We start from the raw sequence: 14,681 nt of genomic DNA on the forward strand, positions 1-14,681 counted from the left end.
GGCTGCTAGAACTTTCTAGACAGCCTTTTTATTATAATTTTCAACATATTTTTCGTACACATTGTGACAAAAAGAGACAATTATTACAACAGTGTAACATATTTTATAAAAACATTACACGCACAGTGAAAATAATAGTATACTAGTACGTACATAATGTTATTTTCATCATTTTTATACAAAAAATGTAATACATATATTTATACAAAAATTTCTGGGGGGAAATAAATGAAGCTAAGTAAAATACTGATCGGTTCTGCAATTGCTGGAGGCATATTACTTTGTGTTGGCGGTGTTGGCGGATATCAATATGTATCCAAACTAAATAATCAATTAGATACTACTGCATTACCCAATACTACATTTGAAGGTATTTCTCTCGATGGAAAAAATAAAAAAGATATTCAAGCTATTATTAATCAAAAAATCACTGAATTAGATCAAAAATCACTTACGTACATATTCCAAAACGATAAACAAACTTACACATGGAAAGATTTAGGGATAAATTATAAAGAAAAAGATATTATCGACAAAATCTTTAAAGAACAAGAAGGCAACGCAATAAATCGTTACAAAATGCGGAAACAAGCTGAGAACGGTGAATTAAAACGTGACTATAAATTAACACCTCAATTAAATACAACTACTTATAAAAGCTTTATGAAGGATAAATATAATGAAACATTAAAAAATCCTGTTAATGCAGAATTAAGTATTGAAGGCACTACAGTAAATATTAGCCAGAGCCAAAATGGAGAAAAAATCGATAAAGAAAAGTTAACTGATTTAACGCGGCAAGCCATTACTTCTGGCACATCTGACGTTACATTACCCGTTACACTATTAAAGCCTGAACGTTCTACAGAAGATATACAGAAAATGGGGATTAAAGAAGTAATTGCTGAATATTCAACTCCAATGGCTGGCCGTAATGGGAATCAATCCTTTAACGTAAATAAGTCAGCTAATACTTTAAGTGGAGTGATTGTCGCACCTGATGAAACATTTAGTTTTAATGGCCGCGTTGGCGTAACGGATGCTGCTCATGGTTATAAATCCGCAGCTGTATATTCACAAGGGAAAGTTATACAAAGTGCAGGCGGAGGCGTTTGCCAAGTGAGTAGTACTTTATATAGCGCAGCTTTAAGAGCAGATTTAGGAATTGTTTCTCGAAGCAACCATTCTATGCCCGTAAATTATTTACCACTTGGGCAAGATGCAGCAGTAGCAGATTATGGTCCAGATTTAAAATTTAAAAACAATACAGGCAATCATATTTATATTCAAGCATTTTCAAATGGAGGTAGTATTACTACACGTATTTTCGGCACAAATACTGGTAAAAATGTTGAAGTTTCTTCTCAAGTAATTAGTAGGACTAATGATAAAATAACAGCAGTTACATATAAAAAAGTTACACAAAACGGTGAAGTAATATCTAATGGGCAAATTTCAAAAAGCGTATATAAAAGCGCTCCAAAACAATAAAACACTATTAAACGAACGAATTCCAAAAAGAAAAAGGCGTGAGTAGATCACGCCTTTTTCTTTTGCAATAATACTAAAAAGGTTGCAAGATGGTCTTTCGTTTCTTCTAACGACCACATACGATTTCCTTGCTTCGCAGCTAGTACGCACGCCTCTTCCCAAGCATCCTTTTTCTTCATATATAATAATTCATCGCGTAATTTCAAAACAATTTCTTCGTCTTCTTGCTCTATAAACTCTTCCATCACGCCTACTATTTCATCTTCATGGATACTTAACGTACAATACGATTTGAAAAAATATTGTAATGTCGTATACATATTTACTCCCCCTTCTTATTTATCAGATGGATAAGAAGTAATGATCTTATATCCTAAATCCCCTGACTTATCTCTCGCTAAAACAGTAACAGTTTTGACTAACTTGTCTTTTACATTCATATTTTTCTTTATTACCGTTTTTCCAACCGGGAATGAATGTGTTGTATTTAATACGAGACGAGCCTCTTTAGAATTTTTTAACCAATCTTGAATTTCCTTATCATGCTGCTTCAAACTATCTTTTACAGCTTTCGTTGCCGTTTCCTTGTCATAGTATGTACTTGCTGCTGATACTTTATCTGTCTTCAAGCGATTCTTCAAATCTTCTTCTGATTTGCCTACATGTCTTTCAATCGTATGACCATTTTTAGGTGGCCCTTCCATTTCGTCTAAAATATTATCACTAATTTTTTCTACTGATGCCGATTGATTCCCTGTTTGTTTCTCTGTTTTTTGTTCTTTTCCTGCACATCCACTTAAGATCAGCATGAGTGCCAATAAACTACTCACGAAAAGACTACTTATTCGTTTCATCATATCACCTCTTTCATGATTATTATCGTAACTTCACTAAAAGTCAATTTCACATCGAAAAAACATACACATTTTTCAAACTCCTCATCTATTTTGCCAAATTACCACCCGTTTTTCATAAAACCGCTATTTTCGCCCTTACATAAATATACCCCTATGTTTTTATGATTATTTCCCGAGTTAAACCTCCCCCTAAAATCATCTATTAACCTTTTAAATAAAGGTTTTATTTGTATTTTTTTAAAAAGTAAAATATACCCCTTACTTCATATACCTAATACCCATATAAGGTATAATAATGGTGTTTTTTAACGTTTTTCTACATTATGTAAATTTGTACTTGCCTACACAATGGAAATATGGTGTAATGCAAAAAAAAGATAAAGGATTTTAAACAATGGCTGAAACAATTCAAAACTTCTTAACAGACTATTATTCAATCGCAATTCCACTTAGTATCTTAATCAACATAGTCATTAGCCTTTTAGGTGTTATCCCTAGTATTTTTTTGACCGCTATTAACATACAGCTCTTTGGTGTAACAAACGGAACCCTTATTTCGATCGCAGGTGAGGCATTAGGGGCTATTATCTCGTTTTATATTTATCGTATAGGCCTTCAGAAATTCACTCACAGCAAAGTAAATAAGTATCCAAAGGTAGAACGCCTACTTTATGTAGAGGGTAGAGAGGCCTTTCTACTCGTCCTATCGTTCCGCCTCATTCCTTTCATTCCGTCTAGTATCGTGACTTTATTTGCAGCTCTAGGCAAAATGTCATTACTATCCTTCAGTATTGCCAGTACGATAGGGAAAATACCGGCTTTGTTAATCGAAGTATATTCGGCCTATCATGTCATGAACGGAACAAATGAAGCGAAGTGGATTGTAACAATCGCGGGCACTATTGGATTGTTTTATTTGTGGAAAAAATGGAGAAAAAAATAAAGAAGGAGCCTATGCTCCTTCTTTATTTTTGAGGTATTTTATTAATAGCTATCTATCCTTTAGATCGTTAGTTAATACCAACAGCACTAAATGATTGCTTAACTGCATTTACTTCAGCAGAGTTCGCACCATATAAATCAGCTGCAGCTTGTACTGCACCAGCACGCGCTTGACTAAATGTAGTAGATTGCGTGAAATATTGTGTGTTTGCACGGTAATAAATTGCACCTAGCTTATCTTTACCAATACCAGTTACAGTTACACCGTAATGCGTACCGCCATTTGCTAATAAATAAGCTTGTTTGTTAATAATACCACTGTTCGTATGAACCCCACCGTTATCACTAGTACCAGTGTAACGCTTAGAATAATGATCTGGATCACCATATTTCGTTGGATCACTCATAGAGCGAAGCGCATCTCCTGCTTTACCAGGCGTATAAATATCTTCACCAATTTCCCAATCTGGGTTACGGTTATCATAGAATTCTACTAAAGTACCAAAAACATCTGAAATAGCTTCATTTAATGCCCCTGATTCATTTTGATAGATTAAATCTGAGCTATACTCTGTAACAGCATGCGTTAATTCATGGCCAATTACATCAATTCCACCAGACAATGAAGTGAATGTTACACCATCACCATCTCCGTATACCATTTGAGAGCCATTCCAGAACGCATTATTATATCTACTTCCATAATGAACTGTTGATTTTAATGGCGCTCCTGCATCATTAATAGAGTTTCTATTAAAAGTAGCTTTATAGTAATCATATGTTTTACCCGCATAGTAATGAGCATCTACCGCTGCTGCATCATACGCTGCATTGAAAACATTATCTGCATCTACCCATAATGTTCCTGGCAATGTAGTACGATTTTTCGCATCATATGTGAAAATCGTTGCTCCGCGCGTATTATCTTGTAAGTAGTAAGATGAGCCAGATAACGTTGTATTAAGCGACTTCGTATCTCCTAATACACCTTTACCAGTACCCACTGCATTTGTTCCTGTTACAGGCTTTACAGCTGGTTTCGCTTCCTGTTTAGGTGCCTCTTGCTTAACTGGTGATTTATCTTCATTTGCTACATGATCAAGTTTATTATATTTATTTAACACTTTACCGCTGTCTGCTTCAATGAAATAGTAGTAGTTTCCTGGACTCGGGTCTAAGAAGTTTAAATTTACAACGTATGCATATGTTGTTTCTTCACCGTTTTGATATACATATAAGTCCGCTTTTGGTTCTACCTCATATTTAGGTGTAATCCCTAAATCTTTTTGCGCAATTTCAATTGCTTTTGCGCCTTCGATCTTATTTTTATTTTTCAATTTTTCTTTTTTGTCTAAATCAGGCGCAACTGTTCCAGACAATACTTTTAAAGAACCATCTTTACTTACGTGAGCTACTTGCGTAGACCCCCATACAGGTACTCCTTCATATACTTGTTGCAAACGTAATACTGTTGAATCAGTTACAGCATCTTTCTTCACTTGTTTCACTTTGAAAGAATCTTGCGCACTCTTTTCCCCTAACTTGTAATCACCTTTTGCTGCGTTTAAGTAATCAAACACAACAGATTCTGCTTTCTTACCAGTTGCCCCAGTTAGATCCCCAGAAACAAACTCCGGTGACTGTACTGTCTCATTGTACTTCTTCGTAGAGAGCACATTTTTAGAATCTGCAAATGCAGAGCCTGTCCCTCCGAACGTTGTAACTGCCATTCCTGTCGCTAACACTAATGCTAAACTTTTCTTTTTCATGAACCTTCCCCCTAATAAATTATTTTTTGAAAAAGAGTAGTTTCATATTAGCATTATGTTTCCACTATTAATATACTAAAAATTCAATTAATTTTTTTCTCAAGTTTTGTAGAATTTTGAGGAACAAATATTGAAAAACCCCTTTCCGGTTGGAAAGGGGGTTTTTCATTACGATTCAATTGTTTCAACTATTTGTTGTGTTCCTTGCGTCAAAACATCTGGTCTTGATGAATACTGTTCAATAAACTGTGTCAAGAATACAACCCCAATTACCATACCTAAAAACATCAACTTTTTCATATTATTTCTCCTCCCCTTTTTCCAGTAATGAAATAGTTTCTTTATAGTAGCGACTACTCTCTTCGAAGTTACGAATCCCTTCGAAATAATGTGCAATTTCTAAATATACTTGTTTTAAATACACTAAATTACCTTCACTTTTAAAAAATGGTATAGCTTCTAATTCTAGAAATTTCTTATATTCATCCGATGTACGGAAATATTTATATTGTAAAATAATTAATAAATATAATACCCTTTTATGCTTTTCATGGCGCTGAGCAATAGAGATACCTTTTTCTATCCACTGGTTTGCTTCATCCATTTGTTTTAAATGAATGCACTGTAATGCTGTATGATATAAAGTATCTAAGTAATTATCATCTTCATGTTGATGATATTGCAAACTTTTCAAATAATATTCCTTAGCCTTTTCATATTGTTTTTGGTTACCATAGACTTCGGCAATATTACTTAATGCGATACTCATAATTACCTCATTTTCAGAAAACGAACTCGCTTCACGTAAAATACTATTGTACATATCCAAAGCCTCTTTGTACTGCCCTTGCCTTACAAAACAAATTGCAATAATAAATTGACAGTTTATCACATTACGGAATTTATATTCACTACGGAATCCCTCTATTGCAATGTTAGCAAAATGCAGAGCTTTATACGGATTTTCTAAATGACTATACGCTAATGCTAAATTATAATAAATACCATTCTCATGATAATTTAGCTCTTTCGCCATTTTTTCTGTTTCAATTAAACTCTCTAATCCTATCTTCCATTTGTTTTGTAAACAATTCAACAACGAAACATTATATGTGAATAACATTTTTTGAAACGGGGATAATTTTTTATACCCTTTTTTTAATTTATTTAATCTTTCCACTCCGTTATCAATATCACGTTTAATCATAAGATAACGTACATATAATAGCTCATAATAATTCATAATTTCAAAATCCGTTACTTGCTCCATTTGTTCTTGTAAATCAGCATATATTTGCTCAATGCGTTCTCTTTCTAAATGGACGATAGCTTTATGCCAATCCTCCAACTTCCCCTTCACATCTTCTTCTACATCTCTCAAATCCGTCACGGCAATTTCTAATCTTGCGCAGAGCAATTGTAGAATCTCTTCTGATGCTTCGATTTTTCCATTTTCGATTTTACTTAAGTATGAGACAGAACAAATGCCCTGACATAATTCTTCTTGTGTCATTTTTTGCTGTAGCCGTTTGTAAAAGACTTGTTTGCCTATTTTTTCTAATGTTTGTTGCATTGTCCTCCTCCATTCTCATTTACCCCCATTACTTTAATAATACATAAAATCTTGAGAAATATAAATTGATAAATGTTAATTTTCTAAAAAATATGCAATATTTCATTTTTTTCCCTCTTGACTATACTTTCATATCTATTCTTTGCTACGATCCGTGAAAAATTGGTATACTATAACCAAATTATGGAGGTGTTTTCGCGATGACTTATTATAAAGACGATAGCTATGCCTTACATACAGATTTATATCAAATTAATATGGCTTATACATATTGGAAAGATGGTATTCATAACCGCCGCTCGGTGTTTGATTTATACTTTCGAAAACTTCCATTCGAGAACGGTTATGCTGTTTTTGCTGGCCTTGAAAAAATTGTAGAGTACATAGAAAACTTCAGCTTTACCGAAAGCGATATCGCTTATTTAGCAGAATTACAATTTGAAGAAGAATTTCTTCAGTATTTACAAAATATGAAATTCACCGGGACGATTCGAAGTATGCAAGAAGGTGAAGTTGTCTTTAATAACGAGCCTTTATTACGTGTCGATGCACCGCTCGGGGAAGCACAAATTATTGAAACCGCCCTGTTAAACATTGTGAATTACCAAACATTAATTGCAACGAAAGCAGCTCGTATGAAGCACGCTGCAAATAACGATGAACTTTTAGAGTTCGGAACAAGACGTGCCCACGAGTTCGATGCAGCCCTTTGGGGTACACGTGCTGCCTTTATCGGTGGTTTCTCATCTACGAGTAACGTACGGGCTGGAAAACGCTTTGGGATACCTGTAGCCGGCACACATGCGCACTCTTTTGTTCAAGCTTATCGCGATGAATATGTTGCTTTTAAGAAATACGCTGAAACTCATAAAAAGTGTGTCTTTCTCGTTGATACATATGACACATTAAAATCTGGTGTTCCAAATGCAATTCGCGTGGCAAAAGAGTTCGGGGATCGCATCGATTTTTATGGCATTCGCCTCGATAGTGGTGATATGGCTTATTTATCTAAAAAGGCAAGAAAACTACTAGATGAAGCCGGGTTTACAAATACAAAAATTATTGCTTCTAGCGATTTAGATGAATACACCATTATGCATTTAAAATCTCAAGGAGCAAAAATTGATGTATGGGGCGTTGGAACAAAATTGATTACGTCCTTTGAGCAACCAGCATTAGGGGCTGTTTATAAACTCGTTGCGATTGAAGATACTGATGGAAAGTTAAATGATACAATTAAAATTTCATCTAACCCGGAAAAAATCACTACTCCAGGACTGAAACGAATTTATCGCATTATCAACCGAGTTAATGATCATGCAGAAGGCGATTATATTGCATTAGATTGTGAAGAACCAGGAAAAGAAGAACGCTTAAAAATGTTTCACCCTGTTCACACGTATATAAGTAAATTTGTAACAAACTTTGAAGCGCGCGAACTGCATAAAGACATTTTCGTTAACGGTGAAAGAACATATGAACTACCTGACATATTGGATATTCAAAAATACAATGAACAGAGTCTCGCGTTATTTTGGGAAGAGTATATGCGAACTTTAAATCCTGAAGAGTACCCTGTCGATTTAAGTCAAGAATGCTGGGATCATAAAATGAATTACATTCAAACTGTTCGAGAACAAGTTGAAAAAAATATACAAAAATAAAACAGAGAAGCTGCTCCTTCTCTGTTTTCTTCAATGCTATATATCTTTGTAAAAAATATATTAAAATAACAAGACAAATATTTTTTTATTTGTAAATTTTAATATTACGTTATTTATTTTAAAAATAATATTTGTTATTATTTTATTGAGTCAATTTCAACAGAATAACCTAAAAAAGAGGACGCAGGTTGCGTCCTCTTTTTTATCCCGCATTAACGGGCAGTAAGACCCCCAAAATTCAGCAAAAGCAAGGGCGTTAGATGGGGGATCAACTGTCCGTAAAAGCCCGATTGGTGAAGGCTAATAATCAGCGGGGGATGAAGCCCCCCACTGATTAAAGTTTCACTTTATAAATCTTTCACTCGTAGTACACGCATTGCATTTAACACTGCCAGTAGTGTCACACCAACATCTGAGAAAACCGCTTCCCACATTGTTGCAATACCGAAAGCACCAAGTAGTAAAACTAATCCTTTTACCCCTAATGCAAAGATAATATTTTGCCATACAATGCGTCTTGTACGTTTTGCAATGTTTACAGCTGTTGCAATTTTTGAAGGCTCATCAGTCATAATAACGATATCTGCTGCTTCAATTGCTGCATCTGATCCTAAACCACCCATTGCAATACCAACATCGGCTCTTGCTAATACCGGTGTATCATTAATACCATCACCAACGAAAGCAACTTTTTCTTTTCCATGCTTTGCTGCATCAATTTTTTCAATCTCTTCTACTTTTTGTTGCGGTAATAGTTCTGCGTGAACTTCATCTAAACCTAACTCTTTACCAACAGCTTCACCAACTGGTTTTGCATCACCAGTTAACATGACTGTTTTCTTAATACCTAGTTCTTTTAATTTTTGAATTGCTTGTTTTGAATCTTCTTTTACTTCATCAGAGATAACGATATAACCTGCATATTTTCCATCTACAGCAACGTGAACTAATGTACCTACTGTTTCTGGTTGCTTAAATGTAATGTTCTCTTTTCTCATTAATTTAGCATTACCTGCAAAAATTTCTTTTCCTTGTACTTTTACGACTGTACCGTGACCAGAAATTTCGTTATAATCATCGATTATTTTTTCATCAACTGATTTTCCATATGCATTTCGAATCGATTGTGCAATTGGATGGTTAGAATACACTTCAGCAAATGCTGCATACTCTAATAACTCTTCATTTGTAATACCTTCGCTCGGTTCCATTTTTGTAACTTTGAAGACACCTTTTGTTAATGTGCCTGTTTTATCAAAAACAATATATTTCACATCATTTAAAGCTTCTAAATAGTTACTCCCTTTTACTAACACACCACTTTTAGATGCACCACCGATACCTCCAAAGAATCCAAGAGGAATAGATACAACTAACGCACACGGACAAGAAATTACTAAGAACACTAAAGCTCGATAAATCCAATCCGAGAATGTAGCTCCTTCTAAAATAAGTGGTGGAATAAACGCCATGATCGCTGCTGTAATTACTACAACTGGAGTGTAGTAACGCGCGAACTTCGTAATAAAGTTTTCTGTTGGCGCTTTTTTACTGCTTGCATTTTGAACTAAATCTAAAATTTTTGATACAGTTGATTCACCAAATTCTTTTGTAACTTCAATTGTTAATACACCATTTTGGTTCACAAAACCACTTAATACATCATTTCCAATTTCAACTTCACGTGGTACAGATTCACCAGTCAATGCTGAAGTATCTACCATTGATGTTCCTTCAACTACTTTTCCGTCTAACGGTACTTTCTCACCAGGTTTCACGATAATATAATCGCCGATTTGTACATCTTCTGGTGATACTTGTTTCGTTTCATTTCCAATCTTTACATTCGCGTAATCAGGACGAATATCCATTAATGAAGTAATTGATTTTCGAGAACGGTTTACCGCAATACTTTGGAATAGTTCTCCTACTTGATAGAATAATATTACTGCAACCGCTTCTGGGTATTGTTGAATTGCGAAAGCTCCTAGTGTTGCAATTGCCATTAAGAAGTTCTCATCAAACACTTGGCCACGAGTTATGTTTCTTACTGCTCTCCAAACGATATCTCCACCAATTAATACATACGCAAGGACGAATAACGGAATTGTGATCATTTGTGGTAAGCCAGCTAATGCAGCAATTGCTGTCAAAATTCCTCCAACCACTAATCGTCCTACCATTTTTTTCACATTTGCTTCTCCATGATCGTGACTATGTCCATGGTCATGACCACCCTTTTCTTCACGAACAACTTTCACATCTGGTTCTAACTTTTGAACGACATTTGTTATATTGGCTACAGTCGTTTCTAATTCTCTTTTATTCGCTACTTCAATTCGTAATTTCTTTGATACGAAATCAACAGTTGCTGCTGAAACCGTCGGCATTTCCTTAACTTTATTTTCAATCTTCATCGCACAATTTGCGCAATCTAAACCTTCTAATATAAACACTTCTTTTGCCATTTTTGTGTTTTTTTCTTCTTGCACTTTAATGTGCGGTTCTAATTTTGTAACGAGTTGTTTTGCTTCTGTAACAACTTCGCTTTCTTTATTTTGCGCTGTTTCTAAAACCATTGTTTTTGTCGCGAAATTTACAGAGCAAGAATTTACTCCTTCTATATTCCCAACGCCTTTTTCAATTTTCATTGCACAGTTTGCACAATCTAAACCTTCTAACATCAGTTTCTTTTTCACTAATGCTTCAGCCATCGTTCTCCCTCCTCGCGTTCTATTTATTCTTCCTCGTTTACGTGTTCAAACGCTTGCTCGAAGATATGAATTACGTGTTGGTCAGCTAACGAATAATAAACGACCTTTCCTTCTTTACGATTCTTTACAAGTTTCGCTTGCTTTAACACACGAAGCTGATGTGAAATAGATGATTGTGTCATTCTTAATAAATACGCTAAATCACAAACACACATTTCAGCTTCAAATAACGCATGTAATATTCTTGTACGTGTACGATCGCCTAATACTTTAAATAATTCTGCTACTTTACTTAAACTTTCATCCGTTGGAATTGTTTGTTTTACTTGCTCAACAACTTCTTCATGAATTATCGTTTGAGAACATGTCTCTTGTGGTGTTTCTACTTTATTTCCAGCCATTATAGCTCACCTCTTTATTTGAACATATGAACAATCATTCATATATCTTATACCTTTATTATATGAGCGTCTATTCATATGTGTCAATGAAATCTCATACATTTTTTTGAACATTTCGTTCACATTTTAAAAAGATCTACACATATTTTCCGCATCCATTACATTCTCATACAAAAAAGAATATACACTTTACACAAAAGAAAAAGCCTTGCGCGTTCCCTAGACGCACAAGGCTTACTATACTTATATCCCTTTTAACTAAGCTTTTAATTAGCTTGTTCTAAATTATCCTGCGAACTTCCATCGTCTTTTAAATGACTATGTTTTTTCGAATAAACAAAGTATACAACTACTCCAATTGCTAACCAAATACCGAAGTAGATCCATGTTGTTAATGGTAGGTTAAACATTAAGAATAGACAACATGCGATTGAAATAAGCGGTAGCGTTGGTACAAGTGGTACCATAAAGCCACGTTTTAAGTTCGGATGTGTTTTACGAAGAATAATAACTGACACACCTACCATCGCAAATGTTAACAATGCTCCAATATTCGCTAAATTCGACAATTCTTTTAAATCGATAAATCCAGCAATTAAAGCACTACCAATACCTGTTAACCAAGTTGAGAATACTGGCGCTTCTGTTTTCTTATTAATTTTCGCAAATGATTTTGGTAATAAACCATCACGGCTCATCGCGAAGAATACACGTGTCGTTGCATAAATGTAAGCAAAGATTACAGCCATAATACCAATTACAGCTCCAACTGCGATTACACCCGCTACTTTATCTTGTCCTACAACTTCTAATACATATGCCATAGCTTCTGGTACATCTAATTCTTTATAAGAAACCATACCTGTCATAACGAGACATACTACAACATAAATAATTGTACAAATAACTAATGAAGCAATAATACCAATCGGTAAATCACGTTGTGGATTTTTTACTTCTTCAGCAGAAGTTGCTAATGCATCAAATCCTAAGAAAGCAAAGAATACTGCTGCTCCGCCGGCAAAGATTCCGCTAATACCGTATGGTGCAAATGGTGTCCAGTTTTCTGGTTGTACGTAAAACGCACCAACTGCAATGAATAAAATAACAATACCAATTTTAATTAATACCATTATGTTATTCACACGCTTACTTTCTTTCGTACCTCTTGATAGTAACCAAGTTAAAACTAATGTAATGACTACTGCTGGTAAATTCACGATCCCACCTTGTGATGGAATCTTTAACAACTCTGTTGGAATTTCTAATCCGAATCCACTCACTAAGTTATTAAAATAACCTGTCCATCCACCAGCTACTGCGGCAGTTGTTACGACATATACAGATAGTAATGTCCATCCCATTAGATGGGCAATAAACTCACCAATTGTCGCATATGAATATGTGTACACACTACCTGAAACCGGAAGTGTAGATGCAACCTCTGCATAACACAACGCTGCAAATCCACAAACAATCGCTGCAATCATGAATGAAAAGATAACTGCTGGACCAGCATCTCTTGCTGCTACTAATCCTGTTAATACTAGTACTCCTGTACCAATTATCGCACCAATCCCTAGCATTGTTAGGTCAAATGCCCCTAGCGTTTTCGTTAAAGTTTTACTTTTACTTTCCCCTAACAATTGCGTAACGGATTTCTTTTTAAATAGGTTGGCCACGATGTATGCCCCCTTTTGCCAAGAAGAGCTAAGAGATATTCACTCTTAGCTCTTATCATGTTGGTTTATATATTGTTCGATTTTGTTTTGTATAATGCTTGTATTAGCAAGATACTGTTTCTGCTTCTAATAATTCTTTAGCACCTTTGTACTCTACACCGTGAGCTTCTGCAACTGCTTCGAATGTTACATAGCCATCTAATGTGTTAATACCTTTTAGTAATGCAGAGTTGCCTAAGCAAGCTTCTTTGTAGCCTTTGTTAGCAATTTGTACTGCGTATGGTACTGTTACGTTTGTTAATGCAAGAGTTGATGTACGTGGAACCGCACCTGGCATGTTTGCAACTGCATAATGAACAACGCCGTGTTTTTCGTAAGTTGGGTTATCATGAGTTGTAATACGGTCAGTTGTTTCGAAAATACCACCTTGGTCAATCGCGATATCTACAACAACAGAACCTGGTTCCATTGATTTAATCATTTCTTCTGTTACAAGTTTTGGCGCTTTTGCACCTGGGATTAATACTGCACCGATTACAAGATCAGACTCTTTTACAGCTTCTGCAATATTGTACGGATTAGACATTAAAGTTTTTACTTGGTTTCCGAAAATGTCATCTAATTGACGAAGACGTTCTGCACTTAAGTCGATGATTGTTACATCCGCACCTAGTCCAACTGCAATTTTAGCAGCATTTGTACCAGCTTGTCCACCACCGATGATTGTTACTTTACCACGTTTAACCCCTGGAACACCTGCAAGTAAAATTCCTTTACCGCCTTTGTTCTTCTCAAGGAATTGTGCACCAATTTGTGCAGCCATACGACCAGCTACTTCACTCATAGGTGCAAGTAATGGTAGAGAACGGTTTTCTAATTGTACTGTTTCATATGCAATAGAAACAACTTTCTTTTCGATTAATGCTTTTGTTAATTCTGGTTCTGGAGCTAAGTGTAAGTATGTGAATAAAATTAAACCTTCGCTGAAGTGTTTGTATTCGCTTTCAATTGGTTCCTTAACTTTCATAACCATTTCCATGTTCCAAGCTTCTTCAGCTGTATCAACAATTTTCGCTCCCGCTTCAACATACTGAGCATCTGTGAAACCAGATCCTAAACCTGCACCCTTTTGAATGAATACTTCGTGATTGTTACGAATTAAATGTACAACACCTGCTGGTGTCATTGCCACACGGTTTTCGTTGTTTTTAATTTCTGCTGGTACCCCAATACGCATAATGAAATGCCCCCTTATAATTAACAGAAAAAAGAAAGTCTTTTTTCTTTTTGTAATAATTAATAACTTATGTCCTTATTCTAGCATAACTTAAAAGTTATGAAAACGCTAACATACCATATTTTTAAAGTTTATATATTTAGAATAGTGTAAATATATAAAACATTGATTCTATTAGCCTCGTTGTTCCATCTCATTATCTATCACTCTATTTTTATTATACTCCTTTAAAATAAGCAGCAATCATTTATTATTCGACAATAATGTAACAATGTAAGAAATACCAATGATGCCGTATACATATACAGTTATAAGTTTAAACAATACTTTAGGGATATATTCTTTCCCTAA

12 protein-coding genes are annotated in these 14,681 nt (G+C 35.0%); 3 read left to right on the forward strand and 9 right to left on the reverse strand.

All coding sequences use genetic code 11. The features are described from left to right. Positions 1–228: 228 nt before the first annotated feature. Positions 229–1,491: a VanW family protein gene (locus QCI47_RS25050; RefSeq protein ID WP_071742055.1), complete on the forward strand. Its 1,263-nt coding sequence runs from the start codon at positions 229–231 to the stop codon at positions 1,489–1,491. 47 nt (positions 1,492–1,538) lie between these two features. On the opposite strand, the gene QCI47_RS25055 is transcribed toward QCI47_RS25050, so the two are convergent. Together QCI47_RS25055 and QCI47_RS25060 are read right to left on the reverse strand one after the other, a co-directional pair. After that, a complete protein-coding gene (locus tag QCI47_RS25055) occupies positions 1,539–1,811 on the reverse strand; it encodes a hypothetical protein (RefSeq protein ID WP_046198932.1) in 273 nt (90 codons plus the stop codon). Between the two features lie 15 nt (positions 1,812–1,826). Then, a complete protein-coding gene (locus QCI47_RS25060) occupies positions 1,827–2,345 on the reverse strand; it encodes an RNase A-like domain-containing lipoprotein (RefSeq protein ID WP_000822717.1) in 519 nt (172 codons plus the stop codon). 397 nt (positions 2,346–2,742) lie between these two features. Here QCI47_RS25060 and QCI47_RS25065 point away from each other — a divergent pair, with 397 nt between their 5' ends. After that, positions 2,743–3,291 carry a TVP38/TMEM64 family protein gene (locus QCI47_RS25065; RefSeq protein WP_074544159.1) on the forward strand — a complete coding sequence of 183 codons (549 nt, stop codon included), beginning with the start codon at positions 2,743–2,745 and terminating at the stop codon, positions 3,289–3,291. Positions 3,292–3,358: 67 nt separating this feature from the next. Here the strand turns inward: QCI47_RS25065 and QCI47_RS25070 are convergent, their stop codons facing one another. The 3 genes from QCI47_RS25070 to QCI47_RS25080 form a co-directional block, all read right to left on the reverse strand. After that, positions 3,359–5,059 (reverse strand): M4 family metallopeptidase, encoded by a 1,701-nt coding sequence (locus QCI47_RS25070; RefSeq protein ID WP_000730398.1) that lies wholly within the window; start codon positions 5,057–5,059, stop codon positions 3,359–3,361. 168 nt (positions 5,060–5,227) lie between these two features. Then, positions 5,228–5,359: an NprX family peptide pheromone gene (locus QCI47_RS25075; RefSeq protein ID WP_000735750.1), complete on the reverse strand. Its 132-nt coding sequence runs from the start codon at positions 5,357–5,359 to the stop codon at positions 5,228–5,230. 1 nt (position 5,360) lies between these two features. Then, positions 5,361–6,632, reverse strand: coding sequence for a tetratricopeptide repeat protein (locus QCI47_RS25080; RefSeq protein WP_061131298.1), 1,272 nt, complete (start codon positions 6,630–6,632; stop codon positions 5,361–5,363). A gap of 200 nt (positions 6,633–6,832) precedes the next feature. Here QCI47_RS25080 and QCI47_RS25085 point away from each other — a divergent pair, with 200 nt between their 5' ends. Further along, positions 6,833–8,296 carry a nicotinate phosphoribosyltransferase gene (locus QCI47_RS25085; protein WP_000222900.1) on the forward strand — a complete coding sequence of 488 codons (1,464 nt, stop codon included), beginning with the start codon at positions 6,833–6,835 and terminating at the stop codon, positions 8,294–8,296. Between the two features lie 347 nt (positions 8,297–8,643). On the opposite strand, the gene QCI47_RS25090 is transcribed toward QCI47_RS25085, so the two are convergent. The 4 genes from QCI47_RS25090 to ald form a co-directional block, all read right to left on the reverse strand. After that, on the reverse strand, positions 8,644–11,010 hold the full coding sequence (locus tag QCI47_RS25090; RefSeq protein WP_353811979.1) for a heavy metal translocating P-type ATPase: 2,367 nt from the start codon (positions 11,008–11,010) through the stop codon (positions 8,644–8,646). Between the two features lie 23 nt (positions 11,011–11,033). Further along, on the reverse strand, positions 11,034–11,411 hold the full coding sequence (locus QCI47_RS25095; protein ID WP_309422426.1) for an ArsR/SmtB family transcription factor: 378 nt from the start codon (positions 11,409–11,411) through the stop codon (positions 11,034–11,036). Between the two features lie 266 nt (positions 11,412–11,677). Then, entirely contained in the window at positions 11,678–13,093 is a 1,416-nt protein-coding gene (locus QCI47_RS25100) for an amino acid permease (protein WP_001284877.1), read from the reverse strand. 103 nt (positions 13,094–13,196) lie between these two features. Further along, a complete protein-coding gene (gene ald / locus QCI47_RS25105; protein ID WP_001219742.1) occupies positions 13,197–14,330 on the reverse strand; it encodes an alanine dehydrogenase in 1,134 nt (377 codons plus the stop codon). Positions 14,331–14,681: the final 351 nt, after the last annotated feature.

The organism is Bacillus cereus group sp. RP29 (assembly GCF_040459765.1).
GTDB lineage: Bacteria > Bacillota > Bacilli > Bacillales > Bacillaceae_G > Bacillus_A > Bacillus_A paranthracis.